The sequence below is a fragment of the Sulfuriferula multivorans genome (assembly GCF_003851125.1).
GTDB classification, from domain to species: Bacteria; Pseudomonadota; Gammaproteobacteria; order Burkholderiales; family Sulfuriferulaceae; genus Sulfuriferula; species Sulfuriferula multivorans.
Genome location: NZ_BGOW01000003.1, coordinates 91,128 through 117,449, shown reverse-complemented (window position 1 = coordinate 117,449; position 26,322 = coordinate 91,128). Strand labels below are relative to the sequence as shown.

The 26,322-nt window shown below is 59.5% G+C and carries 22 protein-coding genes; 8 read left to right on the top strand and 14 right to left on the bottom strand.

What is annotated here, in order from left to right:
• Positions 1 to 11: 11 nt before the first annotated feature.
• From EI185_RS03145 to EI185_RS03135, 3 genes are all read right to left on the bottom strand, one after another.
• A complete protein-coding gene (locus tag EI185_RS03145) occupies positions 12 to 1,163 on the bottom strand; it encodes an acyl-CoA dehydrogenase family protein (RefSeq protein WP_223247640.1) in 1,152 nt (383 codons plus the stop codon).
• 57 nt (positions 1,164 to 1,220) lie between these two features.
• Positions 1,221 to 1,763, bottom strand: coding sequence for an OsmC family protein (locus EI185_RS03140; RefSeq protein ID WP_124703668.1), 543 nt, complete (start codon positions 1,761 to 1,763; stop codon positions 1,221 to 1,223).
• 197 nt (positions 1,764 to 1,960) lie between these two features.
• Positions 1,961 to 3,550, bottom strand: a complete 1,590-nt coding sequence (locus tag EI185_RS03135; RefSeq protein WP_124703667.1) for a sigma-54-dependent Fis family transcriptional regulator — start codon at positions 3,548 to 3,550, stop codon at positions 1,961 to 1,963.
• Positions 3,551 to 3,726: 176 nt separating this feature from the next.
• On the opposite strand from EI185_RS03135, the gene EI185_RS03130 reads away from it, so the two are divergent.
• From EI185_RS03130 to cynS, 5 genes are read left to right on the top strand one after another with little or no spacing between them, the layout of a single operon-like run.
• Entirely contained in the window at positions 3,727 to 4,584 is an 858-nt protein-coding gene (locus EI185_RS03130; protein ID WP_124703666.1) for a sulfurtransferase, read from the top strand.
• Between the two features lie 60 nt (positions 4,585 to 4,644).
• Entirely contained in the window at positions 4,645 to 5,994 is a 1,350-nt protein-coding gene (locus tag EI185_RS03125) for a CmpA/NrtA family ABC transporter substrate-binding protein (protein WP_124703665.1), read from the top strand.
• Positions 5,991 to 6,836 (top strand): nitrate ABC transporter permease, encoded by an 846-nt coding sequence (gene ntrB, locus EI185_RS03120; protein WP_124703664.1) that lies wholly within the window; start codon positions 5,991 to 5,993, stop codon positions 6,834 to 6,836. The genes EI185_RS03125 and ntrB overlap by 4 nt, the downstream gene beginning before the upstream one ends.
• A gap of 13 nt (positions 6,837 to 6,849) precedes the next feature.
• Positions 6,850 to 7,767 carry an ABC transporter ATP-binding protein gene (locus EI185_RS03115; protein WP_124703663.1) on the top strand — a complete coding sequence of 306 codons (918 nt, stop codon included), beginning with the start codon at positions 6,850 to 6,852 and terminating at the stop codon, positions 7,765 to 7,767.
• Between the two features lie 28 nt (positions 7,768 to 7,795).
• The gene (gene cynS, locus EI185_RS03110; protein WP_124703662.1) at positions 7,796 to 8,239 is read left to right on the top strand and encodes a cyanase; all 444 of its coding nucleotides are present in this window, start codon (positions 7,796 to 7,798) and stop codon (positions 8,237 to 8,239) included.
• A 10-nt stretch (positions 8,240 to 8,249) separates the two neighbouring features.
• Here the strand turns inward: cynS and EI185_RS03105 are convergent, their stop codons facing one another.
• The 6 genes from EI185_RS03105 to EI185_RS03080 form a co-directional block, all read right to left on the bottom strand.
• Positions 8,250 to 10,673 (bottom strand): EAL domain-containing protein, encoded by a 2,424-nt coding sequence (locus tag EI185_RS03105; RefSeq protein ID WP_223247639.1) that lies wholly within the window; start codon positions 10,671 to 10,673, stop codon positions 8,250 to 8,252.
• A gap of 2 nt (positions 10,674 to 10,675) precedes the next feature.
• Entirely contained in the window at positions 10,676 to 11,518 is an 843-nt protein-coding gene (locus EI185_RS03100) for a phosphate/phosphite/phosphonate ABC transporter substrate-binding protein (protein WP_189836258.1), read from the bottom strand.
• 137 nt (positions 11,519 to 11,655) lie between these two features.
• The gene (gene mpl / locus EI185_RS03095; RefSeq protein ID WP_124703660.1) at positions 11,656 to 12,999 is read right to left on the bottom strand and encodes a UDP-N-acetylmuramate:L-alanyl-gamma-D-glutamyl-meso-diaminopimelate ligase; all 1,344 of its coding nucleotides are present in this window, start codon (positions 12,997 to 12,999) and stop codon (positions 11,656 to 11,658) included.
• A 36-nt stretch (positions 13,000 to 13,035) separates the two neighbouring features.
• Entirely contained in the window at positions 13,036 to 13,470 is a 435-nt protein-coding gene (locus EI185_RS03090; RefSeq protein WP_124703659.1) for a hypothetical protein, read from the bottom strand.
• Between the two features lie 96 nt (positions 13,471 to 13,566).
• Positions 13,567 to 13,980: a YidB family protein gene (locus EI185_RS03085; RefSeq protein WP_124703658.1), complete on the bottom strand. Its 414-nt coding sequence runs from the start codon at positions 13,978 to 13,980 to the stop codon at positions 13,567 to 13,569.
• 77 nt (positions 13,981 to 14,057) lie between these two features.
• On the bottom strand, positions 14,058 to 14,930 hold the full coding sequence (locus tag EI185_RS03080) for a DMT family transporter (protein ID WP_124703657.1): 873 nt from the start codon (positions 14,928 to 14,930) through the stop codon (positions 14,058 to 14,060).
• 86 nt (positions 14,931 to 15,016) lie between these two features.
• Between EI185_RS03080 and EI185_RS03075 the strand changes: the two genes are divergently transcribed.
• Positions 15,017 to 15,211 (top strand): hypothetical protein, encoded by a 195-nt coding sequence (locus EI185_RS03075; RefSeq protein ID WP_124703656.1) that lies wholly within the window; start codon positions 15,017 to 15,019, stop codon positions 15,209 to 15,211.
• Between the two features lie 296 nt (positions 15,212 to 15,507).
• On the top strand, positions 15,508 to 15,879 hold the full coding sequence (locus EI185_RS03070) for a hypothetical protein (RefSeq protein WP_124703655.1): 372 nt from the start codon (positions 15,508 to 15,510) through the stop codon (positions 15,877 to 15,879).
• A 37-nt stretch (positions 15,880 to 15,916) separates the two neighbouring features.
• Here EI185_RS03070 and cysK read toward each other — a convergent pair whose 3' ends face one another.
• From cysK to EI185_RS03050, 4 genes are all read right to left on the bottom strand, one after another.
• Positions 15,917 to 17,404 carry a cysteine synthase A gene (gene cysK, locus EI185_RS03065; protein ID WP_124703654.1) on the bottom strand — a complete coding sequence of 496 codons (1,488 nt, stop codon included), beginning with the start codon at positions 17,402 to 17,404 and terminating at the stop codon, positions 15,917 to 15,919.
• A 177-nt stretch (positions 17,405 to 17,581) separates the two neighbouring features.
• Entirely contained in the window at positions 17,582 to 17,944 is a 363-nt protein-coding gene (locus tag EI185_RS03060; protein ID WP_124703653.1) for a group I truncated hemoglobin, read from the bottom strand.
• A gap of 189 nt (positions 17,945 to 18,133) precedes the next feature.
• Complete coding sequence (locus tag EI185_RS03055; protein ID WP_124703652.1) at positions 18,134 to 18,361, bottom strand: hypothetical protein; 228 nt, start codon at positions 18,359 to 18,361, stop codon at positions 18,134 to 18,136.
• A 47-nt stretch (positions 18,362 to 18,408) separates the two neighbouring features.
• Positions 18,409 to 19,242 (bottom strand): class I SAM-dependent methyltransferase, encoded by an 834-nt coding sequence (locus EI185_RS03050; protein ID WP_124703651.1) that lies wholly within the window; start codon positions 19,240 to 19,242, stop codon positions 18,409 to 18,411.
• A 221-nt stretch (positions 19,243 to 19,463) separates the two neighbouring features.
• On the opposite strand from EI185_RS03050, the gene EI185_RS03045 reads away from it, so the two are divergent.
• Entirely contained in the window at positions 19,464 to 22,517 is a 3,054-nt protein-coding gene (locus EI185_RS03045; RefSeq protein WP_124703650.1) for an ATP-binding protein, read from the top strand.
• A gap of 63 nt (positions 22,518 to 22,580) precedes the next feature.
• Here EI185_RS03045 and metH read toward each other — a convergent pair whose 3' ends face one another.
• A complete protein-coding gene (metH, locus tag EI185_RS03040) occupies positions 22,581 to 26,276 on the bottom strand; it encodes a methionine synthase (protein WP_124703649.1) in 3,696 nt (1,231 codons plus the stop codon).
• Positions 26,277 to 26,322 lie beyond the last annotated feature (46 nt).

Below are 26,322 nucleotides of genomic sequence, written 5' to 3'. Positions count from 1 at the left end.
ATGTGTTGCGTCTATACGCTGCATGCGTGGTTGCCGCTGTCGATGTCGTGCAATTCCTTGCGTAAATGCTTGATGGCCGGCGTGACGATGGCGACAAAGTAGGCTTCGCGCACGCGTCGCTGCGCGGCGTTGCTCACCAGATAACCCTTGGCACCGAGATGCAGCATGGCAGAGTTGGCTGCCTTGAGCGACAGCTCGCTGCCCAGCAGACGCATGGCGATGGTGTCGCGCTCCTGGCTGGTGTCGGGCGAGGCGTCGATTTCGTCCGCCAGACGATAGCAGGCTGCGCGTGCGCCAAGCAACGCCGCTTCGATATCCTCGGCCTGGTCATCGAGGAAACGGTTTACGTGGCCGTGGGTTTTGTTGGAACGCTTCATCATGGCCACGCAGGCATCCACCAATCCCAGCCCCATGCCCATCTGCATCAGGATAAAGGCGGATTTGGTGCGCGCGCGAAAGCGCTCGAATTCATTCGGGTGCGATACCACGACGGCGTCGGCGATGAATACATTCTTGAACTGGCAGGCAAACGTGTTGGTGCCTTCCATCGCAATAAAATGCGCATTCTGGTTGAGGGTCAGACCGGGGTAGTCGCCGCGCACCAGGGCGATCATCAGCCCCGGCTCGCCTGCCACGGCTATGCCGACATGGAAATAGTGATCCACGCCGATGTTGGATACCCACGGCAGCGTGCCATTCACGCAATAGCCGCCGTTCACGCGCACTGCCTGAAGACGGTTTTCCTCGATGGCAACGCAGGATTTCATTGCATTCGACTGGCCCGTGCCTCCCAACACGTCGCCCCTGGCGATTTGCGGCAATACGCCGTTACGAATCGCAATATTGCTGCTGTTTTGCAGGTACCAGGCACAGGCATTCTGCGCCCATACCAAAAAGCCGGTGGCAACGCATTCGCGCGATACGTCCTCGATGACCCTAACCGCGTTTTTCAAACCCCTACCAGTGCCGCCGAACTGGGGCGCAACAAGCGCACCAAAGCCGCCGATAGCGCCGAGCCTGTGCAAAAATTCGCCCGGATATTCACCCTTGAGATCAATATCCAGCACGTGTGGGCAAAGATGGTCGCGGATCAGCGCAGTAATACCGGGGAGAGATTCATCCGTACCGGCTTCATGCGCGTACTCCATCATTTCTATTTGCATCTCAGCTCCTTAGTCGCCACCTGACTGCCGTGGTGATGTGCTTTTTCAATCGTGCTATCAGGCCAGGGCCACTGCCACGTTTACCGGATTGCGCAGGGTGTTGGCTACGGGAGACCATTGATTGGCATGGGCGACGAGCGCTTGCAGCTCCGCGTCGCTGGCATCGCCTTCCAGATGCACCTTGACGCGAATATCGGTCAAGCCCAGCGTTTTGTCCGGTGATGTGTCGCCCACGCCCCACACCGCCGTGACGTTGATATCGCCTTCCAGCTCCAGCTCGATTTTTGTAAGCGTGATGCCGCGTGCCACCGCATTGGCGTGCAGACCTACCGACAGGCAAGAGCCCAACGTGGCCAGCGCCGCTTCGGAGGGATTGGGCGCGGTGTCATCACCCAGCAGGTTGGGCGGTTCATCAATCACATGGGCGGGCAGGTCGCGCACGAAATTGAGGTTGCGGAATTTGCTCTCGCACACCGTTTTCGTTTTCAGCGTGACCACATTGTTTGGATTGGCTTTGCCTTTTTGCGCCAGCGCATCGAGCCCGTTTTTATCAATCGGGGTCAGCGTGGTAGTCATTTTCAGAGCGGCAACTTCGGGCATGGTTTATTCCTCCTCGCATTCAATGAATAGTGGCGGCCTGTAGGGCACACCGACATCAATGCAAGCGCCATGCCAGGGCAGTATGCGTAAACTAATGCAATGATTTCAAATATTATTTTTACAATATGGGAAATTGAAGCGGTCACGGTGGTGCACAGATTGTTAACAATTTGCGCGACAGCTTTCCCGCATGCCGGTCAGGCAATTTCCAGGCGCTGGATCCGATAATTCAGCTGGCGCAAAGTCATGCCGATTCGCTGCGCGGCACGCGATTTGTTGCCGTTGCATTGCGCCAGTGCCTGCACGATGCTGTCACGTTCACCGGACTGCACTGCATGGTAGGGCCGCAAACTGTCCGGGATTGCGGATACCGGCGCGGTAACTGGCAACGCCAGGTGTTCACCGGCCGATTCAGCTGCAATGACCGCAGCCACCTCCGCTGCGCCGATCAGCCGGTTCTCGGAGAGCAGCGCCAGCCGTTCCAGCACGTTGCACAATTGCCGCACATTGCCTGGCCAACTATAAGCGGCCAGCCGCTCCAGTGCCTCCGGCGCAATATTCACATTGCGCTGGTAGCTTTGGTTGATCTGGTTCAAGTAATAGCGCACCAGATGGCGGATGTCCTCCGGACGCTCCTGCAGAGCGGGTAGCCGCACCGGGATCACATTGACTCGATAAAACAGATCCAGCCGAAATTTTCCGCGGCTTACCAGCTGCTGCAAATCCTGATTGGTGGCGGCGACGATACGAACATTGATCGTGGTTTCGCGGCGCGCGCCAACGCGCTGAATGGTGTTCTCCTGCAATACGCGCAGCAATTTGACCTGCATCGCCAGCGGCATGTCGCCAATCTCATCAAGGAACAGGCTGCCACCGTTGGCTTGCTCGAAATAGCCGGGGCGGCTGCTGGTGGCGCCGGTAAACGCGCCTTTCTCGTAGCCAAACAGCTCGGACTCGAACAGATTTTCCGGTATCGCGCCACAGTTCACCTTGATGAACGGATAGTCGCGGCGTGCACTGGATAGGTGCAAGGCACGCGCAAACAGCTCCTTTCCGGTGCCGGATTCCCCCAGCAGCAGAACTGTCGCATCGGTTTGCGCCACCTGCTCCACCTGTTTTAATGCACGCCGTAGCGGCATCGATTCGCCCACAATGCCAAATGCGCCCAGGCTCGACGGATTCTTGTTCAGCGCCCATTTGAGTTCGCGATTTTCTGACTCCAGGCGCGCGGTGCGTTCCTGGATATAACGGTTGAGCATGATTACCTGTGCGATCAGCGTGGCGACAATTTTCAGTATTTGCAGATCGCGCGCCAGCGGCCGTGGACGGTCCCGTAGCCGGTGCACGCCCAGCACCCCCAGTACCTGGCCACCCTGCTCCACCGGCATGGCAATGAACGACACCGTTTCGTGCGGCAGATGCTCGCGTTCCACGCTGCGAAACAGGAATGCCGGTTCGTTATCCACGTCCTGGATAATCATCATTTGTCCGCTCTGCATCACGCGCCCGGTGATCCCTTCACCAGGCTGGAAACGGCCGCGTTTCATCTCTTTGGCGGATAAACCGTAGGCGTGGGCGATATACAACTCTCCACTATCGATATCAGGCAAAACCACACGTCCACGATTCAAGCCGAGCAATTCGGACAACAAATGCAGAATCTCTCGGATGACATAGTTCTGGTCCGGGCTTTTACCCATTAGTGCGGAGGCCTCGCGCATCACCAGCAATTCTTCATCCACCAGGATTTCCGGTAGGGGGCGATGGGTGGACTGAGCTTTAGACATGGACGCGCTTCCTCTGGAAATAACAATTTGTCTACACAATGTAAGCAAAAATCGCGCACATATTGTGCGGGCGTTTTTAACAATTGGCGCAGCAGGGCCTGGAAAGACGATTTGTGAAGCTGGCACGTTTGCTGCTCAAGTTGATTCACCACTGAATCAACAGAAAGGGGATCAGCATGAGCGGCCAAGTTTTGATCGAACCAGCGCAACTCCAACAGGCAATGACTGCCGAGCCTATCGTGGTGATCGACACGCGTGATCCGGGCGCCTACGCCAGCGGACATATTCCGGGCGCAATTAATCTGCGCGAGATTTTTACCTATCTCGCCACCTCCGACCACGAAGGCCTGGAGGCCATGCAACATAAGTTCGCCGAAGCATTTGGCGCGGTGGGCCTGTCCGGCAAGGAAACCGCCGTGGTCTACGAAGACACCATGAACACCGGTTTTGGACAATCCTGCCGGGGGTATTTTTTGCTCAAATATCTGGGTTACCCCAAGGCTAGGGTACTGCATGGCGGGTATCAGGCCTGGGTCAGCGCTGGCTTGCCAACCACCACTGAGCCTACCCTGCCAACCCCCGCCCAATTCCCGCTTGCCTGTGAGCCGGGTGCTGTAATGGTGGACAAGGATGAAATGCTGGCTGCACTGAATGATCCGTCGGTGATCAAGCTAGACGTGCGTGATGTGGACGAATGGATCGCTACCAGCTCCTCGCCTTACGGTCCGGATTTTTGTCCGCGCAAGGGCCGCATCCCCGGCGCGCGCTGGCTGGAATGGTACCGGCTGATGAAACCGGTAGATGAAGGAATCGTATTCAAGGCACGCGATGAAGTACTGGCGGAATGCCAGACCGTCGGTATCCACCCGCACTCCAGGGTCTACGTTTATTGCTTCAAGGGGGCGCGCGCTTCCAATACTTTCCTGGCCTTGAAAGAGGCGGGCGTGCATGACGTGAAAATTTACTTCGGTTCGTGGAACGAGTGGTCACGCGATCCGGCGCTACCGATAGAAGAAGGTTTTCCGGCTAGCTGAGCCGGACGTTGCTTTTACCCACCACCGCCAACATCAATCAATAACATCAGGGAGATATCCATGTCCGGTTTTGACGATCCGTTTGATCCTAATATCCAGCTCTCCGCCCAGGGTTGCAGTTGTGGTCGCCATGCCAGCCAGATCGAGCACCAGCAGGACGAAGACGCTCGTATCGGCCGGGTGGTCGAATCCACAGTCATGCGCGCACTGTTTCCGCATGACGAGACGCGCCGTAACTTTATTCGCGCGGTGGGGGCAGGCACTGCGCTGGCGGCGGTCTCTACTTTTTTTCCGCTATCTGCCGCCAAGGCGCTGGCTGCAGACCGTGCACCCCTGGAAAAAACTGACCTGAAAATCGGATTTGTTCCCATCACCTGCGCCACGCCCATCATCATGGCCGGGCCGATGGGCTTCTACTCGCGCGAGGGTTTGAATGTTTCCTTGCTCAAGACAGCGGGCTGGGCTGTGGTACGCGACAAGGTAATGAACAAGGAATACGACGCTTCGCACATGCTCTCTCCGATGCCGCTCGCCATCAGCCTGGGGCTGGGCTCGCAGGCACAGCCGATGGATGTGGCGGCGATCGAGAACATCAACGGCCAGGCCATCACCCTGCATGTCAAACACAAGGACAAGCTCGACCCCAAGCAGTGGAAAGGCTTCAAATTTGGCCTGCCGTTCGACTACTCGATCCACAATCTGCTGCTGCGTTATTTTCTGGCTGAGCATGGCCTGGATCCGGACCGGGACGTGGAACTGCGCATCATGGCGCCGCCGGACATGGTGGCCAACCTGCGTGCCGGCAACATCGATGGTTTCCTCGGGCCGGAGCCTTTCAACCAGCGCGCGGTGTACGAGGAGGTGGGCTTCATCCATACCCTGTCACGCGACATCTGGGACGGCCATCCGTGTTGCGCCTTCGGCATTTCAGAGGGCTTCGCCAAGGCCCACCCCAATACTTTTGCGGCGTTGTTTCGCGCCATTGCCAGCGCCACCGACTATGCCCACAAGCCGGAAAACCGCGCCGATATCATCAAGGCCATCGCCCCGGCGAATTACCTCAACCAGCCCATCCCGGTGCTGGAACAGGTAATGACCGGACGTTTTGCCGACGGTTTGGGCAAGGTGCGCAACGTGCCCGACCGGGTCGATTTCGATCCGTTCCCGTGGCCGTCCATGGCGGTGTGGATGCTGACCCAACTCAAGCGCTGGGGTTATCTCAAAGGCGAAGTCAACTACCAGGGAGTGGCGGAAAATGTGTTTCTTGCCACCGATGCGCGCAAGCGTCTGAAAGAGATGGGTCTGCCTGCCCCTGCCGGCAACTACGCCAAGTACACCATCATGGGCAAGGTGTTCGACCCGGCCAAACCCGAGCAATATCTGAAGTCGTTCAAGATCAGCCGGGCATGATCATGATCAAGTCGCTGAATTTCAAGGCGCTGATTGTATCCGTGCTGCTGCTAAGCGCCGTGCTGCTGGGATGGTATCTGGCCACCTTGCCGCAGGCAGCGGATACAGCCGCTGTCGACCCGGAATACGCGGCGCTGATGGGGGGCGCTGCAGTGAAGAATTCGGGGATGCCGACACCGGCTGAATTGGGCCATACCCTGCGCGAAAGGCTGTCGGATCCGTTCTATGACCATGGCCCCAATGACAAAGGCATCGGCATCCAGCTCGCCTATTCGCTGGCGCGCGTGCTGGCAGGGTTTGCGCTGGCCGCACTGGTGGCCATTCCGCTGGGTTTTGTGGTGGGCATGTCACCGTTGATGCAGCGTGCACTCAACCCGTACATTCAGTTGCTCAAGCCGATTTCGCCGCTGGCATGGATGCCGCTGGCGCTCTATACCATCAAGGACTCGTCCGCTTCAGCGATTTTCGTAATTTTCATCTGCTCGCTGTGGCCGATGCTGATCAACACTGCCTACGGCGTGGCATCGGTCAGGCGCGACTGGCTCAATGTCGCCAAAACGCTGGAGGTGTCTGCGCTGCGCAAAGCGTTTCGGGTGGTGCTGCCCGCCGCCGCGCCTACCATCCTCACCGGCATGCGCATTTCCATGGGGATCGCCTGGCTGGTGATCGTGGCGGCGGAAATGCTGGTGGGCGGCACCGGCATCGGCTACTTCGTGTGGAACGAGTGGAACAACCTGAGCCTCACCAATGTCATCTTTGCCATCCTCATGATCGGCGTGGTCGGCATGCTGCTGGACCTGGTATTCGCCGGCCTGTCGCGGCTGGTGGCGTATAACGATTGAGGATGGCGAAACCATGCAAACCGATTTTTTGAAAGTTGAAGCCTTGAGCCGGATCTATCCGGGCAGCCGTGGCCAGGCGCCGCTGGTGGTGTTCGAGAATGTACATTTCAGTATCGGCAAGGGCGAATTCGTCTGCATTATCGGCCACTCAGGCTGTGGCAAATCCACCATTCTCAACGTGCTGGCCGGACTGGATGAGCCCAGCGCCGGCGTGGTGATCATGGATGGACGCGAGGTAGCCGGCCCCAGCCTGGATCGCGGTGTGGTGTTCCAGGGCCACGCGTTGATGCCATGGCTGTCGGTGATGAAAAATATCGAATTCGCCGTCAAGTCGCGCTGGCCGGACTGGCGAAAAGACAAAGTGCGCAGCCACTGCCAGCAGTTCATCGACCTGGTGGGCTTGACCGGTGCCGAGCACAAAAAGCCATCCGAACTCTCCGGCGGCATGAAGCAACGCGTCGGTATTGCGCGCGCTTTTTCCATCCAGCCTAAAATGCTGCTGCTGGATGAGCCCTTCGGCGCGCTCGATGCACTGACCCGCGGCGTGATTCAGGATGAGTTGTTAAAAATCTGCGCCGCCACCGGGCAAACCGTGTTCATGATTACGCACGATGTGGACGAAGCCATGCTGTTGTCCGACCGGATCATCCTGATGACCAACGGTCCGCGCGCCCGCATCGCCGAGATCGTGGTGAATACGCTGTCGCGCAACCGTACGCGCAATGACGTGCACAAGGATCCGCAGTACTACCGCATCCGCAACCACCTGGTGGATTTCCTGGTGAGCCGCTCGCGCGAGATGGCGCAGGCGCCCGCCGCAGACAGCGACCCACGCCACCCGCCCGAAGTCAGGCCGGGCGAAGAAATGGATGATCAGGGCATAGCCAAACCGCCGCCTGCGCAAAAACAGCCCGCCATGCACCTGGTGTAATGATTCGACAACCCGATAAGGAGAAACCATGCAACGCACCGAAGTCACCGAATTGATCCTCGCCGCCAAGCTCAAAAAAGGCCTGAAATGGGTGGATATCGCCAAAAAAATCGGTTTGAGCAAGGAATGGACAACCGCCGCGCTGATGGGGCAAATGACCCTGGACAAGAAGCAGGCCGGCATCATCGGCAAGCTGCTCAGCCTGCCGCCGGAAGCCGTGGACGCGCTGCAAATCGTGCCCTACAAAGGTTCGCTGCCCACGGCCATCCCTACCGACCCGCTGATCTATCGCTTTTATGAATTGATCAATGTTTATGGCACCAGCATCAAGGCGCTAATCCACGAGGAATTCGGCGACGGCATCATGAGCGCGATTGATTTCAGCATGGATATCCAGCGCGAGGTCGACCCCAAGGGTGACCGCGTCAAGATTGTGCTGAACGGGAAATTTTTGCCCTACAAGACGTACTGAATTGCGCGGTTCAAGCCGACTTTTCCATGGGTGCTTCACCTCGCAGCGCGGGGTGATCGGCAATCGGGCGGTCGAGGAAATAGCCCTGCACGAGGTCGACCCCGAACCGGTTCAGCAATTCGAGGGTGGCCTCGTCCTCCACGAACTCGGCTACGGTGATCTTGCCCATTCCTCTGGCCACGTCGGCAATGGATTTAACGAACAACTGATTGTCAGGGTCGTTGGGCAGGTCGCGAATGAACAGACCGTCGATTTTCAGCGTATCCACCTTCAGGTATTTGAGGTAGGCAAACGACGAGAAGCCGGTGCCGAAGTCGTCCAGGCAGGTCGCACAACCAGTCAGATGCAGTGCCTCGATGAAACGGCCCGCGTCAAGCAGGTCACCAATTGCCGAGGTCTCGGTGATCTCTATCAGCAAACGGCGCGGATCGACGCCATGCCGGACGAGGGTGTCCTGAATATAGCCGGGCAATGACGGGTCTGCCAGGGAGCGTCCGGACAGATTGATTGCCAGGGCGCGCAGCTTGAGGTGACGTGCCAGGACGGTGACCGCTTCGTTAATGACCCAACGATCCAGTTCGAGAATCTTGCCGGATTTTTCGGCGATGGGGATGAATAGTGCCGGCATGACCAGCTCGCCGGGCTTTTCCTCGTCAATCATGCGTACCAGCGCCTCGAGGTGCGACAGGGTACGATCGGCGGTGTGATACACGCCCTGAAAATGCAGCCGGAACAGGTTTTTTTCGAATGCATGCGATAGCCGCTCATTCCAGGTGAGGCGGGCCACCATTTCCTTGCCCATATCCAGCTCGGGACGGTACACCTGCCAGGTGTTCTTGCCGCACGCCTTGGCCTGGTACATGGCGGTGTCGGCATGGGCGATCAGCCCCTCGATGGTGGTGCCATGTTGCGGATAGAGCGCAATTCCCAGACTGATCGTGACGTGCAGATGCTGTTCTTCGAAAATGAGCGGGAGCCGGGCAATGGCCTGCACGACACGTTCCGCCAGATCTTCAGCCTGTTTCAGATCGGAAATCTGCGGAATCAGCAGCGCGAATTCATCACCTCCCAGCCGGGCGAGGACTTCATTGCGACGGATCAGGGTGGAAAGCTCCGTGGCAATACGGATCAGCGTGGCGTCGCCCGCATAGTGTCCGAAGGTATCGTTAATGTACTTGAATTCATCCAGATCGAAGAATAGTAATGCCCCCTGGGTACCTGTGCGTTCGGCTTCAGCAAGCAGTTTTTCCATTTCTTCATGCAGGCGGTGGCGGTTGAACAAGCCGGTGAGCGAGTCACGTTCTGCGAGATAGACGAGCTGCTGCGCGGTTTGCTGCTCCTGAGTGACATCCTCGAACATCCATAAATGGCCGATAAATTTCTTTGTTGCGTCATACACCGGGTGGCTGAGCCGGGTAAGCAATCGACCATCCGACAAACGAATTTCCGTGGCAGGGTGCTCTTCGGGGGAATCGGCCGATGCCGTCATCAGGCTGACGAGCTGGTTTGGATCGGCCAGCATGCAGCCAGTCTGGGCGATCGCCTCGGCAGGCGACTTGCCATGCAAGGACAGGTCCGGGGGCAGACGCCAGATATGCTGAAACGCCGGGTTGTAATAGATGATGCGGTTGTCCGTATCGGCAAATAGAATGCCCAGTTTCATGGCGTGCAGTAATGCGATCAGGCGTGCCTGCTCTTCATGCAGTTGGGCCGTGCTTGCCGTCAGCGCCCCAATCTGTCCGGCAATGGCATCCGCCATGGAGTTGAAGGCATGGGTCAGCGCGCCGACCTCATCATTGCTGCGCATCGGCAGGCGGATTTCCAGCTGTCCTTGCGCAAAGGCATCGGAAGCGCGGGTCAAACTGGCAAGGTGACGCGTCAGCCAGTATCCGAGGCCAGCCAGCAGCAAGGTAGACAAAAGGATTTCCACCCCCGCAATCAATATGCTTTGTTGAACCAGGTGGGAGCGTGCTTCGGATAGAAACCGCGTTGAGACGCCATAGTATAGAGTGCCGTATTTTTGCCCGGCGAGCATGATTTGCGTGCTGGTATCGAACTGATCTGTGCGGGCATGGCTAAACTTCGTTGCCGCCATGGATGTTGGCAATGCCCGGCCTTTTTCCCAGCCCGAAGATGCCACGATAAGTCCCGAATTGTCTACCAGTACGGCGTAAACGATCCCGTCCTGGTGCTCGCTTTCGGCAAGAATCTCATGCAGGGTGGCGTAATCCCGTTGAGCCAGCGGTGCAGCGAGGGCTGCATTGAACAGGGTATTGAGTTCCGTGTAGCGTACTTGTGCCTGGTTGAGCAGGCTGTCCTGGCTCAGGCGTACGCTGTTGACCACCAGCAGGGTCAGCATCACCACTTCCACGATCAGTGAGAGTATGACCAGCTTGGAACGCAGCGACAGGCCGCGCGGCATATTCAAAGACAAGGCTAGTGGTCCAGATGTTGCTGAAGATAGCGGGTGTAGGGATCGAGAGACTTCATCTCCTCGGGCGTGATTTCACGCATGCCCAGATAACCGGTCACTTCGAAGAACTGCTTGCCTTCGGGCAGGGCTGGAGAAAAAGCCAGCAGCGCTGATTTGAGCTGCGGGACTTCGCGCGCCAGACGTGGATTTGCCAGCCACATGAGACCCGGTATCTCCGGGAGACGGGTATAAACCTGGAGCCCCTCCTTGATATTCGCCGGCATCTGTTTCCAGCCCGCTGGGGAGATGATGGCCAGGGCGCTTTCTCCACTCAATACTGAATAGCCCGAGCTGTTATGGCTGGGTGTTTCCAGCAGACGGAAATCCGACCCCTCGCGTATCCCCTGCTCTTCCAGCCAGGCCAAGGCTTGACCGGTAATCAGCGCAAAGCGATCCAGAGTGGCAACTGTACGGCCGTGCAAATCCCGAATGGATTTGAGCGGGGCAGTTAGGGAGGTCAATAGTATGGCCCGATTCGCTGCTTTATACGTTGCCAGCGGGATATAACCGCTCTCGATTTGTGCAAGCCGTCCCAAGTGTGCGGCGGTCACCACGATGTCATATTCGCCCGCCATCGTGCTTTTGTGGAAAGCCGTGAAATCCGTTGCAGTCACCAATTCAACCGGGCGTTTTAACGTCTGCTGGAGATAGATACGAACCGGCTGATAGTTATTGAGCAGGACACGCGGACTCAGCGTGGGCAATATACCCACAACCAGCGTGTTTCCCTGCGCAACACCCAGAATGGGCCATAGTGTCAGCAGGCAGGCGAGTAGCCAGGCTTTACCAGATATAAACTTTCCCATACCCCATCCCTCCTCGATACCTGCGGATTTTTCTGTTTCTCGGGGCAACGCCATTAAATGCTATATCGGTTTTTGGCCGTCGAACTTGAAGCCGATGGAGTGGGCATCGTTTCCGGCAGGTTACAGAGACAAGGCCGTTATCGCGTGGCCAAACGCTCCAGCAGCTTTTCATGGATGCCGCCAAACCCGCCGTTACTCATTACCAGCACCTGGTCGCCAGGCCGCGCCTCGCTGACTATAGCTGCAACCAGAGCATCGAGATTGTTGTGTACCCGGGCGGTATCCCCCATCTGAGCAAACACTGTATCGGCGTCCCAGCCCAGATTGGCGGCGTAGCAGAACACCTTGTCTGCATCCTTCAGGCTGGCGGGCAAGGCGTCTTTCATCGCGCCCAGCTTCATGGTGTTGGAGCGCGGTTCCAGTACAGCGAGAATGCGCGCCGCGCCCACCTTGCGGCGCAGGCCGCCTACCGTGGTGGCGATGGCGGTGGGGTGGTGAGCAAAGTCGTCATACACGGTAATGCCATTGATGGTGCCGCGGACTTCCATGCGGCGCTTGACGTTTTCGAAGCGTCCCAGCGCCTCGCACGCGACTTGTGTGGAAACACCGGCGTGGCGGGCGGCGGCAATGGCGGCCAGGGCATTGTGTACGTTATGCGCCCCCATCAGTCCCCATTCCACCCGGCCTTGCGGCTTGCCGTTGAATTGCACGTCGAAGCTGGCCTCGCCGCCGCTGGCAGTCCAGCCGTCCGCCACGCCCAGCCATTCCAGCGGGGTCCAGCAGCCGCGCGCAATGACGCGGCGCAGGCTGTCTTCGCTGCCATTGGCGATGATCCGTCCCTGTCCCGGTACGGTGCGCACCAGGTGGTGGAACTGGGTCTCGATGGCGGGCAGGTCGGGAAAGATGTCGGCGTGATCGAATTCCAGGTTGTTGAGGATCGCGGTGCGCGGGCGATAGTGGACGAACTTGGAACGCTTGTCGAAAAATGCGGTGTCGTATTCGTCCGCCTCGATCACGAAAAATGGCGATTCGGTCAGGCGTGCAGAGATGCCGAAATTCTGCGGGATGCCGCCTACCAGAAAGCCCGGTGTCAGGCCGGCGTCTTCCAGTATCCACGCCAGCATGGAGGTGGTGGTGGTTTTGCCGTGGGTACCCGCGACGGCCAGCACCCATTTGCCGTGCAGCACGTTTTCCGCCAGCCATTGCGGGCCGGAAATGTATGCCAGCCCGCGATCGAGTATCGCTTCCATCAAGGGGTTGCCGCGCGTGACCACATTGCCGATGACGAATACGTCGGGTTTGAGATCAAGCTGGGCGGGATCGAATCCTTCGATCAGTTCTATGCCCAGTGCGCGCAACTGGTCGGACATGGGCGGATAGACGTTGGTGTCGCAGCCGGTAACAGTGTGCCCGGCGGCGCGGGCAATGGCGGCAATGCCGCCCATGAAGGTGCCGCAGATACCCAGAATGTGCAGATGCATGGAATCGCTATCGTAAAAATTGGTTCGGTTAAAAGTTCAGCTGAGCCCTGCGCCGTCGCTAATCGTGCCCTTGCCTAAATCCACCAGGATATTGCGTCCCGGCATCAGCGTGGCGACCGCCAGCAGGAAGATTTCGACGAACTCGTTACGTTCCTCCTCAGGCAGCTTGGTGACGCGGTTGAAGGTGCCGAACATGGAATCGTGAAACGCGGCGATGTAGAGAATGCGACGCTTGTTTTCGGCCACGTCGTCGGGATCGGCGCTTTCCGTCACTTGTGTGATGACCACTTCGCCCAGCTTTTCGCGGATCGACCGGAACAGGTGATGGATATACTCGGCCGCGCTCTGGCGGCCTTTATCGTCTTGCAGGGTAAGGTCCGCGCTCACCATCTCGCCGGATCGGGTCTTCAGGGTAACGCGTTTTTCCTGCGGCGGAACGGGTGGCGCATTGGGATTGATGATGAGGCTCATTGCTGTCCTTTTTCGGGCAATTGTGCATGATAGCCTGTTCAGCGGGCATAAAAAAAGCCGCAACAACGTCGCGGCTTTTAATTGTACTACCCAATCTCACCCGAACAGCTTGCCTTTGAGCAATGCCATGCCCTGTTCTACCAGATCGCCCGATGGTACCTTACCATTGGGCGTGAGCTTGTCGACAACGCCGGGCAGCATTTGCGCCAGCCCTGAGGACAGGGCGTCTGGCGAGACGCCGGCCTGCGCGGCGAGTTCCTGAATCTTGCTGCTGCCCAGCGCCTGCTGAATGGCTTCGCCGGAAACCGGCTGGTTTTCACCGGTACCGACCCATGAGGACACGGCGCTGCCCAGCCCGCCTTGAGAGAGTTGCGAAATCAGGCCGGCCAGTCCACCGGATTGCTGATTGTTGACCAATCCCAACACTACGCTCATCAAGCCACTCTGGCTCTCTTCTCCACCGACCATCTGACCCTTGACCATATTCAGTGCTTCGTCAAACAGTCCCATGTTTGCTCCCCTTTATGCGGTTGTATGAGGCCTTCGCTTTAGAACAGTTAAAACGTCGTGAATAAAAACTGTTGCACTTATCTGGCCATACGCACCAACAAACGCCATTGATGCATGCCCAGTCCGAGCAGAATCAGCACGGTGCCGAGCCATACGTCGGCACCGGGGCGTTCGCCGTTGAGCGTCTGCCCGAGCAGCAGCGCGCTTACCGGCGTAATCAGGGTAATCAGCGCGACCTGACCGGCTTGCAGATGTTTGGTGACGTAAAAATACAAGGTAAACCCCGCCACCGAGCCGAAAATCCCCAGGTAAAGCGTGGACAGCCCGGCACGCATGCTCCACTGCGGCACCTGTCCGAACAGCACCAGCCACAGCGGCAGCAGCAGTCCCACCACCAAAGTCAGTGCGCCCGTGGTCAGCGCCAGCACAGGTAGCGCAACACCGGTACGCTTGACCCATACCAGGCTGGCAGCCTGTATCGCCACCGCACACAGGATGGCCGCAATCCCGGGCAGCGCCTGCGCACCTATTTTTGCACCTGCGCCAAAAATGACGACCAGCCCGGCCAGCCCCAGCACAATACCCGCCAGTTTGGCCGGGGTCAGGCGTTCCGCGTCGTTTATTACCATGCCGATCAGCCCGGTAAATAACGGAATCAGGCCAAACAACACGGCAATCAGACCGGACGGTACATAGCGCGCACCCCAGTACACCAGCAACATTGCCCCAAAAATGCCGGTACCGGCAGCCACATAGGCATTGAGTGCGGCACGCGAGCGCACCATGCTGATGCGCAGCACGCGCATCAGAACCAGGCACGCCACCAGGCCGATGAGCATGCGCACCAATAACGGAAACATGAAGTCCGCCCCCACCCCGCTCCATTGGATAGCCAGCGGGGTGGTAGACCAGATCAGGATTACGCCCAGATAGGCGGCAGGGATAGACATGGTATTAATCGGGCGTAAATATTGCTTGTAATTTTGGGTGCCAGGCAGCATATCAGGCATGAGCAGTTTCACTATGGAGGTGCATCATGATTGTATTCGACATCGAATCCGGACGCATTGACGCCCCCAGTTTTAATCATCCTTCCACCGTGCCGGTGCAGTCCGGGACTGACGTAATGCGGCACGATATGACTTTTGCCGTACCCCGCTTGATGACGCTGGAAGAAGCAATATGGATAGAGTCGCAGCATACCGGCGCCAGTACCCGGGCGAGAATGTAAAACTTATCGACAGCCATATTGTGCCGATTTCGGTGAGCTAATCTCGTCATTATTGACGATGCGATTGATATGTCCCGCTTTAGTAGGCCAAGCGGGTGGTTTGAGCTATTGAAAATAGCATTGTTTATGCTTCCACACCCCGTACTTCAGAGCGTTGCGGGATATTTCCGCCCTCGGAATCCTGCCCGACATCACATTGCTGTCATTTTTGCGAGATATTTATTCCCACCCGCTTTCCTTGCAAACGACTGGGACGGGCACGTGCGCGCCACCCGGTTTCCGATTAATATTTACGCATGGAATTCTTTGCCACGACTATTATTCCCGCCTCGGCTGCTGATCTGCAGCGCCGTCTGACGATCAGCGAACTGCCGCACTGGTGTGCGTCTGTCGAAAAGGTGCTGAGCGACGCGAAGTCGAGCGGTGAAATCTATTGCGTGTGGGGGACGTTCCATACGCACCGCGAGGATTTGAGTCATGGCGTGCGCTTTTCGTTGCCCGGTTGTCCCAATGCCCTGCAATGGACCGTGACCACCGGGCACCTACCTAACCCGCAGCATACCGTGATTCATCTCACCATCAACCGTACCGGACAGGATCAGGACTTCATCGACTCAATTCAGCAGTTCGTGGATGACTGGAAGACCGGGCTAGAGGCGCATTGGTAATCAGACGTGGGCCACTCAAGAACCAATCGGCGCCGGTTCAACGTGGGTGCAACCACTTGGGCAGACGTTCATAGGGATTGGTCTTGACTGACGGGTCGATGGTACCCCCGTGTTTTTGCAGGCGGGTGTGCAGCCGGCCTGACTTCAGACTGTCGAACACGTCGGTGCCACCACCTTCGAAGTCGCCGCCGATGAAGATCTGAGGCAAGGTGAAAGATCCGGTGCGCCGCTTGAGAACCTCGAATATCTTGATGCCGCGGTCGCCTTGCTGATAGGCGACCGAATCGAGATCAATCGAGGTATAGGCGATGCCATACTCCGAGAACACCTTGCGGACCGCGTTGCAGAACTCGCACCACTCGTAGGCGAACATGACGACAGGCCGGTCCGGGTCGCGCAATATGGCATCGACCTCGCTGGTGGCCGCTTCGTCCAGGGCATCCGCCGTTTCCACTGGCGCCGGTGCGGCTGCCGGGGTGACATCGAATCGGAATCCCGGCGTCGACCTCGACAGTTCAATCTCCTCCTCGGTCATCTCGACGGCAATATCGTCGAACAGCGGTGTGGAAAGGTAGCGCTCGCCGGTATCGGGCAGCATGCACAGGATGTTGGCGCCCTGCGGCGCGGCTTGGGCGACCTGCAGCGCACCCGAAAAAGTGGCGCCCGCAGAGATGCCGACGAAGATGCCTTCCTGTCGCGCCAGCGACCTGGCACAGCGCAGCGCGTCCTGGCCGTCGATCAACACAAAGTCATCAATGCGGCTGGCCGCAGTGACCTGTTCCACAAGTCGGGGGATGAAGTCCGGGGACCATCCCTGCATCAGGTGCGGCCGCGATCGGAGATGGCTCGCGCGGTGGGATCCGTCGTCGTGCCTCGCCTGCGCGATGCCGCTGGCCAGCATGGCCGAATTATCCGGCTCGCAGACGATGATCTGCGTATGCGGGCTTTTCTCCTTCAGCACTCGCGACACGCCGTTCAGCGTGCCGCCGGTGCCGAAACCGGTGACCCAGTAGTCGAGCGAAACATCGGCGAAGTCCTCGAGGATCTCCACGGCGGTGGTTCGGGCGTGGATCTCCGCATTGGCCGGGTTCTCGAACTGGCGCGGCTGCCACCAGCCATGCGCCCTGGCCAACTCCTCGGCCTTCGCCACCATCCCCGAGCCCTTCTGGGCGGCCGGCGTCAGAACGACCCTGGCGCCGAGAAATCGCATCAGCTTGCGCCGCTCCACGCTGAAGTTCTCGGCCATGGTGACGACCAGGGGATAGCCCTTCTGGGCGCAGACCATGGCCAGGCCGATGCCGGTATTGCCACTCGTGGCCTCGACGATCGTCTGTCCGGGCTTGAGTTCTCCGCGCCGTTCGGCGTCCTCGATCACCCCTAGGGCCAGCCGGTCCTTTACCGACCCCATCGGATTGAAAGACTCCACCTTGACGTAGAGGTTGACGCCCTTGGGACCCAACTTGTTGATGCGAATCACCGGCGTGTTGCCGATGGTGCCCAGAATGCTGTCGTATCGCTTGCCCATGGCTGTTCTCCCCGGGTTCTTGGTGGCTGCCGGATCTTGTCGGCGGCGTTGGCATCCACTATATAGCTCCTTTATAGCGCTTTATAAAACATGACTCCCTTGCCCATCCTCGCCCAATGTTCAAATTGATGGGCACGCCAAAAAAGGGGTGCCCCACCCGAATGCAGCGATCCATTGTCATACGCGAATGATGTTGCCCTTCAGCGAGTAGAGAATGGCGATCACGTCATTTTTCGTGCCCTCATCCAGTCTATGTTTGTTCATTGCGCCGACAATGTCATCCATCACCGCCAGGTACTCCTGCTCACTGATGTTCATGCCTTTATGTGCGGCGAGCATGTCCTTGCCCGTGTAGGGTTCCGGACCGCCGGAGCCCGCGCAGAAAAATTCGCGTGCCATCCGTTTGGCGTGTTCCATGTCTTTGATGTTCTCGAAGCGGGTTTTGACGATGGGGTTATCCAGATGTGCAGCAATGACGTCGTCCACGAGGCGGGCAATGCCATCAGCTCCGCCCAGACGTTGATAGAGTGTAGTAGTCATGATGAATTCCTTTCAGTTTTACAGGGCTGTATGAGAAAAATAAAGTAGCTGTTGCAGCCGGGTGCAACTACTGACCAGCCTTGTTTCAGGTCTCCCCACGCACGAGTCGGATGTCAACTTCCCGCGCAACATATTTCCATCTTGCTAACGTACGCAGTTCGGCAACCGGCCAGCAGAACACCGCCTCGTTTACATACCTACCAGCTGGGCGGTATAGCCTGCTGCCCGGGCCTGCTCCAACAAGGCCGCAGTGCTGGTTGTTTCCGTGTCATAGGCGATCACCAGGAGATGCTCCTTGCCGGCGTTAAACTTTGGCGAAACGACCCCCTCGACCTTTCGCAGTGTGTTCTCGAGAGAGGTGCGTGCTTCTTCACTCAGAGACTCATTGATGTGAATCATGACATCGCTAATATTCATTTTGTGGCTCCTTATTGCGGTGGGATGTCTATGGCTGTATCCGCGCACTACTTGCGCCGGATGACTACCTCCAGGTACTCGCTCGGGGCCTCCAGCGTGCCATCGGTCGCGCGATTGAAGCGTTCGGCCAGAGCGATCAGGTCGGTGGCGAGCGCTTCCTGCTTCTCGGCGTCGAGCGCCCCGAACGCCTTGTGCATCGGACCGTAGAAGGTGCGAAAGACCTCCAGCCAATGGGCCGCGCTGCGGTAGCGGAACACGAAGTCCCTGCGTTCGATCACGATCGAGTCGAGCCGCTCGCCGAACAGCTCGCGCAGCCGCGCTTCGGTACCCCAGAGCGCGGGCGACTTCACGCCGGCTGCCGGGGGCACATATTTGCCCATGGTCTTGAAGATTTCGCCGACAAAACTGGCCGGTGTCCAGTTCGCGAGGCCGATCCTGCCGCCAGGTTTGCAGGTGCGCGCCATTTCCGCGGCCGCCTTCTCCTGGTCGGGCGTAAACATTACGCCGAAGGTGGACAACACCACATCGAAACTGTGGTCTTTATATGGCAGATTCTCGGCGTCCGCCGGCTCGAACTGCACCGGCAGGCCATCGGCGCTCGCCCGGGCGCGTCCGCGCTCGAGCAGCGCCGGAACGTAATCGGTCGAGACCACGTCGCACCAGCGCCGTGCGGCGGCAAGTGTCGCATTGCCGTTGCCGGCGGCGACGTCGAGCACGCGTTCGCCGGCATGCAGGTCGAGCGCTTCGCACAGCGACTCGCCGACGATCTGCAGCGTGGTGCCGACGACGGCATAATCGCCAGCCGACCAGGCCAGGTGCTGCTTGTTCTTCACGGCAGCAAGATCAATGAGGGGGGTGGAAGTGGAAATAACTGCTGACATGGCTGTACTCCTTTTTATGAGGTGGACTGGGATTTGTCTGCGTGTAGCATCGCGGTCCTGTTGCGCAACATCGGAACCGCCTGGTGCTTACCGGTAGACACGCCCATTTCACCCCAGGAGAGAGGGTACGGGGTCCCGCAAAGCGGGACAAAAAGCGGGACAAAAGCGCGGACTAAGCTGCTAGACTTAAATGCGCAGGATGTAACGGAGGGCCAAGCGGCATGGAGGACCAGACACATTCATTTGGTTACTGGCTGCGGCGCCGCCGCAAATCGCTGGATCTTACCCAGGAGGCGCTCGCCCAGCGGGTCTGCTGCTCGGGTTTCACCATCAGAAAGATCGAGGCCGACGAGCGTCGCCCTTCGCGGCGACTCGCGGAAAGACTCGCCGCATCGCTCGCCATACCCGAAATGGAGCGGCGCGATTTCCTCGATGCGGCACGTGCGCTGCACGCCACGAGCCATCTGCAACTGGACCGCGCGCCGGTCGGTACCGGTGCGCGTGCCGCTGCACCCGCCGCACCGATTCTTCCCCTGCCCGATTCGGCCATTGGCGCTGCGAGCGATACCACGCCCTTCGTCGGTCGCAGTAACGAGTATGGCCTACTCATCGGACTCATTGCGCGGCTCACCGCCGGCGCCGGGTACACCGTCCTGATCGAAGGCGAGCCGGGAATCGGCAAGAGCCGTTTGCTGCGCGAGGTCACGCGCTATGCGCACGCCCAGGACTTGCCGACGCTCGCGACGAACTGCTACGAGATCGAACGCGCGATGCCATATCAGCCCGTGATTGGCCTCGTGACGCGCGCGCTGGACCGCGTGTCGGACGCGGCGTTGCGCGCCATGTCGCCCGTGTCGCTCGCCGAACTCGCCGCCCTGGTGCCCGAGGTTGGCGAGCGTATTCCGGACCTGCCGCAATTGTCGAAGGATTTTCCCGAGGCGCGACAGGCGCGCTTGTCGCGTGCCGTGGATCAACTGCTCGAGGCATCGCGAGGCGGTCGCCCGGCTGTTTTCATGGTGGACGACATCCAGTGGGCCGACGATGCCAGCGCGCAAGTGCTGCATTATCTCGCGCGCCATGCCGCGCAGCGCGCGGTGCTTGTGATCTACGCCTATCGTGACGAGGCTGTCGACAGCGACGAGCGGTTCGCGCAGCTGGTTGAGGGCTTGCGCCGCGACACCGATGCACGCCGTGTGCCACTCGCCCGGCTGGATTATGCCGATACCGAGAGCCTGGTCGCGGCGCTTGCCGATGCGAACCTCGGCATACCCGGCCTGGCCGAGCGCCTGCATCGCGAAACCGAAGGCAATCCGTTCTTCCTGATGTCGATTCTGCAATCCTTGAGCGATGGCGAGACGCAGCTGGAATCCGCGAGCAGCGCGCCGGGGTTGCTCCCCGACGCGTTGCGAGCCGCCGTGCGCGTGCGGCTCGCGCACGTGCCCAAAGCGATCCGACCGCTGCTCGAAACCGCCGCAGTCCTCGGCCGCCGCTTCGACTTCGATACGCTTCTCGATGTCACGCGCGAGCCGGAAACGCCGCTGCTCGACGCGGTGGAGGCGTTCGTCAAGCGCCGTTTGCTGCGCGAGGAACCGGAGGGCGGCGTATACGACTTCAGCCACGACAAGCTTCGCGAGGTGCTCTATCGTGACATCGGCGGTGCACGGCGCAGGCTGCTGCATCAGTCGGTGGCGGAGGCTCTGGAACGCCGCGGTGAGGACGCAACGCACGAACGCGATGCCGAGCTGGCGGAACACTACGAGCGCGCACACGTCTGGTCGAAGGCGCTCCATTACCTGGTCCTCGCCGGAGAACACTCGCAGACGCTGTTTGCGATGCGCGATGCCTTGCACTGGCTGGATCGCGCGGTCGCGCTGTTCGAGGCGCACCCGGAATCGCTGGACGCGCGGCAACGTCTTGCGATCTACGAGCAGCGCGGTGCGGCGCGCGCGCAGGCCGGACAGACTCAGGGTGCCGTCGCCGACATGCGCCGCGTCATTGATGTGTTGCGTGCCGGCGGCGAACGCGCCAAGACGCGTGACGCGCTGATCCAGCTGGGCATGGCCTATCGGCGCGCAGATCAATATGAAGCAGCGACGGCGTGCCTCACCGAAGCGCTGACCGAGTCTCGCGCAATGAACGATGAGCGCCATGCGGCCGACACCCTTTATCACCTTGGGACGGTCGCGTGGAGCACCGGGCAGAACGATCAGGCAATCGGATTCCACCAGCAGGCGGTCGATATCTGCGAGCGCACGGGTTTCACCGATCTCGTCGCGGTGCAGGCTTATCATGGCCGCGGTGAGGCGCACTTCGCGAACGCGGAACCCGCGGCGGCGATCGCATGCTACACCCGCTCTCTCGCGCTGGCCCGCGGCATCGGCGACAAGAGTTACGAGTCCGAGAACCTGATGATGATCGGGCACGCCTGCATCGGGACCAGGGGGCTCGGTGACTACCCGCGCGCCACGGCAAGCTTCGAGGCGGCGCTCGACATCGCGCGTTCCGCAGACCTGCAGTGGCACTTTGGTCCCACACTGCTCGGGCTCGATCATGCCCGGGCCTGCACGGGCCGTTACGGCGAGGCGTGGACTGGTATGCAAAAGACCCTGCACTGGCTCGAGAGTCTCAGTCAGGTGCGCTACCAGCTCATCGCCTGCGATTGCATCGGTCATCTCCTGCTCGACCTCGGCTTGAACGAGCTGGCGATCGAACATCTGGAACGCGGACTCACGCTCGGGCGCGACACCGGCATCCTGTTCTGGCGCGCCGCGATCGACACACACCTTGCCGTCGCGCGGTCGAGGCTCGGGAAAAAGCTTAGTACGCGGGCCCTGCAGACCACGCTCGAACAAACATGCCGCACTTCAGAGCGCTACATGACGGTCCGGTGTCTTGACGGGTTGGCGGAGATCGCACTCACGGCGGGCGACGCGAGCCGCTGTCGCGTGTATGGTGACGAACTGCTCGCAATCGCCGAGCCGAACGGCCTGCGCGAGCTCGAAGCGGTGGCGCGACGTTGGCGCGGGGAGGCGATGTTGATGGAGGAAGAATACCGGGAGGCGCAGGCAGAATTGTCCCGCGCCGCGGCGCTGGCGCAGGATATCGGCCGTGTGCGACTGCAGATGGATGTGCAGGCCGCGCTGGCTCGTCTGCTTGCTGCGCAGGGTCAGCGCGATGCCGCGCAGTGTCACGATGCCAAGATGCACGCAATTGCAAAGGGCATCGAGAAAAGTCTGGAATACTCCGGGCTCGAGGCACGGCTCCGCATGAACTGACCGCCAGCATCTCTGACACGGCCGGTAACGCTTTTTTTAAAGCGGCCTCAAAAGCAGCCGTCTTTATACTTCGCCGTCGTAGCCCAAATTTGGCGCCAGCCAGCGCTCGGCGGTGGCAATATCCCAGCCCTTGCGCTGTGCATAATCCTCGAGCTGGTCGCGATCTATCTTGGCGACAGCAAAGTAGCTGGATTCCGGATGGGAGAAATAGAATCCCGACACGCTTGAAGCGGGCAGCATGGCGAAGCTTTCAGTCAGCTGCATACCGGTGTTTTCGGTGGCGTGCAGCAGTTCGAATAACGGTGCTTTTTCGCTGTGCTCGGGGCACGCGGGATACCCTGGCGCGGGACGAATGCCGCGATATTTTTCATCGATCAGTTCTTCGTCGCTGAGTGTTTCGTCTGCGGCGTATCCCCAGAATTCGCGCCGTACACGGGCGTGCATGCACTCGGCAAAAGCTTCTGCGAAACGGTCGGCGAGCGCTTTGAACAGAATGGCATTGTAGTCATCGAGATCTTTTTCGTACGCTGCCACACGCTCGTCCATATCGAGCCCTGCGGTGACGGCAAAGGCACCGATGTAGTCTTTTACGCCGGAGTCCCTGGGTGCGATGAAGTCGGCTAGACACATATTGGGTCGGCCCGGCGGCTTTTCCATTTGCTGGCGCAGGGCATGGTAGGTCATCGCCACCTGGGTGCGCGATTCGTCGGTGTAGATTTCGATGTCGTCGCTTACGCGGTTGGCCGGGAACAGGCCGATCACGCCGTTGGCGTGCAGCCAGTTTTCGTCGATGATGCGTTTCAGCATCGCCTGCGCATCGGCAAACAGTTTGCGCGCTTCTTCGCCCACCACTTCATCGTGCAGGATTTTGGGATAGCGTCCGTGCAGCTCCCAGGTCTGGAAGAACGGGGTCCAGTCGATATAGCGGGCGATCTCCGCCAGCGGGTAATGCGTGAATACCTGCACGCCCAGCTGTCTGGGTACCGGTGGCGTGTAGGCGTTCCAGTCGGTGACCAGCGCGTTGGCGCGCGCCTGCGCCAGCGTGGCGCGTTTGGACTGGGCACGCTTGCCCTTGTGGCTTTCGCGGATGCGGATGTAATCGGCCTTGACCTCGGCCATGTAGGCGTCGCGCAACTCCGGGGAGAGGAGTTGTGTGCACACCCCCACCGCACGCGAGGCGTCTTTCACATACACCGTGGCGCCACTGTAATGAGGCTCGATTTTAACCGCGGTGTGGGCCAGCGACGTGGTAGCGCCGCCGATCAGCAACGGCAGCTTCATGCCGAGGCGTTCCATCTCTTTGGCGACGTGGGCCATTTCCTCCAGCGAAGGGGTGATCAGACCGGACAGGCCGATGATGTCGGCCTTTTCATCGACTGCGGCTTGCAGTATTTTTGCGGCGGGCACCATCACGCCCAGATCCACCACGTCGTAGTTGTTGCACGCCAGCACCACGCCGACGATGTTCTTGCCGATGTCGTGCACGTCGCCTTTCACCGTGGCCATGATGATCTTTCCTTTGGCCTCGGCAGCCACGCCGCTCAGCAGCTTTTCTTCTTCGATGAACGGAATCAGATGCGCCACCGCCTGTTTCATCACGCGCGCCGATTTCACCACCTGCGGCAGGAACATTTTTCCCGCGCCGAACAGGTCGCCGACCACGTTCATGCCGTCCATCAGCGCGCCTTCGATGACGTGGATCGGGCGCGCGGCCAATTGGCGGGCTTCTTCGGTGTCCTCGATGATGTAGGTGGTGATGCCTTTCACCAGCGCATGGGTGAGGCGTTCGCCGACCGGGGCTTCACGCCAGGACAAATCTTCCACCTGTTCCCTGGCCGAGCCCTTCACGCTGTCGGCAAACTCCACCATGCGCTCGGTAGCGTCGGGGCGGCGGTTCAAAATCACATCCTCGACATGTTCGAGTAAATCGGCGGGAATCTGGTCGTACACACCCAGCTGGCCGGCGTTGACGATGCCCATATCCATGCCGGCCTGGATCGCGTAATACAGGAATACGGTGTGGATCGCCTCGCGCACCGGTTCGTTGCCGCGGAACGAGAACGACACGTTGGATACGCCGCCGGAGATTTTCGCAAACGGTAAGGTGCGCTTGATCTCGCGCACCGCTTCGATGAAGTCCACCGCGTAGTTGTTGTGCTCCTCGATGCCGGTGGCGACGGCGAAAATGTTGGGGTCGAAAATAATGTCTTCGGGCGGAAAGTCGAGCTGTTCGGTGAGGATTTTATAGGCGCGGGTGCAGATTTCCACCTTGCGCGCGCGGGTGTCGGCCTGCCCCGCTTCGTCGAACGCCATCACGATCACCGCCGCGCCGTAACGCCGGCACAGTTTGGCGCGTTCGATGAACTCGGCTTCGCCTTCCTTCATCGAGATCGAGTTGACGATGGACTTGCCCTGCACGCATTTCAGGCCCGCCTCGATCACCGACCACTTGCTCGAGTCGATCATGATCGGCACGCGCGCGATGTCGGGTTCCGAGGCGATCAGGTTGAGGAAGCGCACCATCGCAGCTTCCGCGTCGAGCATGCCTTCGTCCATGTTGATGTCGATGATCTGCGCGCCGGCTTCCACCTGGGTGCGTGCCACCGCCAGCGCCTCGTCGTACTGGCCGTTGATGATGAGGCGCGCGAACATCTTGGAGCCGGTGACGTTGGTGCGCTCGCCGACGTTGACGAACAGGTCGCCCTCGCCCAGATTGAATGGCTCCAGCCCGGAGATGCGCAACTTTTTCTCGATATCGGGGATCACGCGCGGCGGATAAATTTCCACCGCCTCGCGGATCGCCTGGATATGCGCAGGCGTGGTGCCGCAGCAGCCGCCGATGATGTTCAGCATTCCGGCCTGCGCCCATTGGCGGATCTGCGCGGTCATTGCTGCGGGTGATTCGTCGTATTCGCCAAACGCGTTGGGCAGCCCGGCGTTGGGGTGGGCCGAGACAAAGCAGTCCGCCTTGTTGGATAACTCCTCGACATACTGGCGCAGTTCGCTCGCTCCCAGCGCGCAGTTCAGGCCGATGGACAATGGCCGCACATGGCGCACCGAATTCAGGAACGCCTCTGTGGTCTGGCCGGACAGGGTGCGCCCGGAAGCATCGGTAATCGTGCCGGAAATCATGATGGGCAAACGCAGCCCGTGTTCGTCGAAATATTTTTCGACCGCAAACAGCGCGGCCTTGGCGTTGAGCGTGTCGAAAATGGTTTCCACCATCAGGATGTCCACGCCACCATCCACCAGGCCGCGCGTCGCTTCGGTGTAGGCGACGACCAGCTCATCAAAACTGACGTTGCGGAATCCGGGGTCGTTCACGTCCGGCGACATGCTGGCAGTACGGCTGGTGGGCCCCAGGATGCCGGCGACAAAACGCGGTTTGTCAGGAGTTTTGGCCGAGTACTCATCCGCTGCACTGCGCGCCAGTCTGGCGGCCTCGACGTTAAGCTCGTAGACTAGATCCTGCATATGGTAATCCGCCATCGAAATGGACGTGGCGTTGAAGCTGTTGGTCTCCAGGATATCCGCACCCGCCTCCAGATAGGCCGCGTGTATGGCGCGAATAATGTGCGGTTGAGTGAGCGCCAGCAGGTCGTTGTTGCCTTTCAGGTCATGGGCAAAATCGGCAAAGCGCGCACCGCGATAGTCGGCCTCCTCCAGCTTGTAGCTCTGGATCATGGTGCCCATGGCGCCATCAAGGATCAGGATGCGTTTTTTGAGGGCGGCGAGGAGTAAATCGGTGCGTGTGGTCATGACGGTGTATGGTACGGCGGAAAGGCGGTTATGATACGTGGAATCA

Bases quoted from the DNA above. Each gene is read 5' to 3' on its own strand.
- EI185_RS03145 (WP_223247640.1), bottom strand. From the start codon at position 1,163: ATGCAAATAGAAATGATGGAGTACGCGCATGAAGCCGGTACGGATGAA.
- EI185_RS03140 (WP_124703668.1), bottom strand. From the start codon at position 1,763: ATGCCCGAAGTTGCCGCTCTGAAAATGACTACCACGCTGACCCCGATT.
- EI185_RS03135 (WP_124703667.1), bottom strand. From the start codon at position 3,550: ATGTCTAAAGCTCAGTCCACCCATCGCCCCCTACCGGAAATCCTGGTG.
- EI185_RS03130 (WP_124703666.1), top strand. From the start codon at position 3,727: ATGAGCGGCCAAGTTTTGATCGAACCAGCGCAACTCCAACAGGCAATG.
- EI185_RS03125 (WP_124703665.1), top strand. From the start codon at position 4,645: ATGTCCGGTTTTGACGATCCGTTTGATCCTAATATCCAGCTCTCCGCC.
- ntrB (WP_124703664.1), top strand. From the start codon at position 5,991: ATGATCATGATCAAGTCGCTGAATTTCAAGGCGCTGATTGTATCCGTG.
- EI185_RS03115 (WP_124703663.1), top strand. From the start codon at position 6,850: ATGCAAACCGATTTTTTGAAAGTTGAAGCCTTGAGCCGGATCTATCCG.
- cynS (WP_124703662.1), top strand. From the start codon at position 7,796: ATGCAACGCACCGAAGTCACCGAATTGATCCTCGCCGCCAAGCTCAAA.
- EI185_RS03100 (WP_189836258.1), bottom strand. From the start codon at position 11,518: ATGGGAAAGTTTATATCTGGTAAAGCCTGGCTACTCGCCTGCCTGCTG.
- mpl (WP_124703660.1), bottom strand. From the start codon at position 12,999: ATGCATCTGCACATTCTGGGTATCTGCGGCACCTTCATGGGCGGCATT.
- EI185_RS03090 (WP_124703659.1), bottom strand. From the start codon at position 13,470: ATGAGCCTCATCATCAATCCCAATGCGCCACCCGTTCCGCCGCAGGAA.
- EI185_RS03085 (WP_124703658.1), bottom strand. From the start codon at position 13,980: ATGGGACTGTTTGACGAAGCACTGAATATGGTCAAGGGTCAGATGGTC.
- EI185_RS03080 (WP_124703657.1), bottom strand. From the start codon at position 14,930: ATGTCTATCCCTGCCGCCTATCTGGGCGTAATCCTGATCTGGTCTACC.
- EI185_RS03075 (WP_124703656.1), top strand. From the start codon at position 15,017: ATGATTGTATTCGACATCGAATCCGGACGCATTGACGCCCCCAGTTTT.
- EI185_RS03070 (WP_124703655.1), top strand. From the start codon at position 15,508: ATGGAATTCTTTGCCACGACTATTATTCCCGCCTCGGCTGCTGATCTG.
- cysK (WP_124703654.1), bottom strand. From the start codon at position 17,404: ATGGGCAAGCGATACGACAGCATTCTGGGCACCATCGGCAACACGCCG.
- EI185_RS03060 (WP_124703653.1), bottom strand. From the start codon at position 17,944: ATGACTACTACACTCTATCAACGTCTGGGCGGAGCTGATGGCATTGCC.
- EI185_RS03055 (WP_124703652.1), bottom strand. From the start codon at position 18,361: ATGAATATTAGCGATGTCATGATTCACATCAATGAGTCTCTGAGTGAA.
- EI185_RS03050 (WP_124703651.1), bottom strand. From the start codon at position 19,242: ATGTCAGCAGTTATTTCCACTTCCACCCCCCTCATTGATCTTGCTGCC.
- EI185_RS03045 (WP_124703650.1), top strand. From the start codon at position 19,464: ATGGAGGACCAGACACATTCATTTGGTTACTGGCTGCGGCGCCGCCGC.
- metH (WP_124703649.1), bottom strand. From the start codon at position 26,276: ATGACCACACGCACCGATTTACTCCTCGCCGCCCTCAAAAAACGCATC.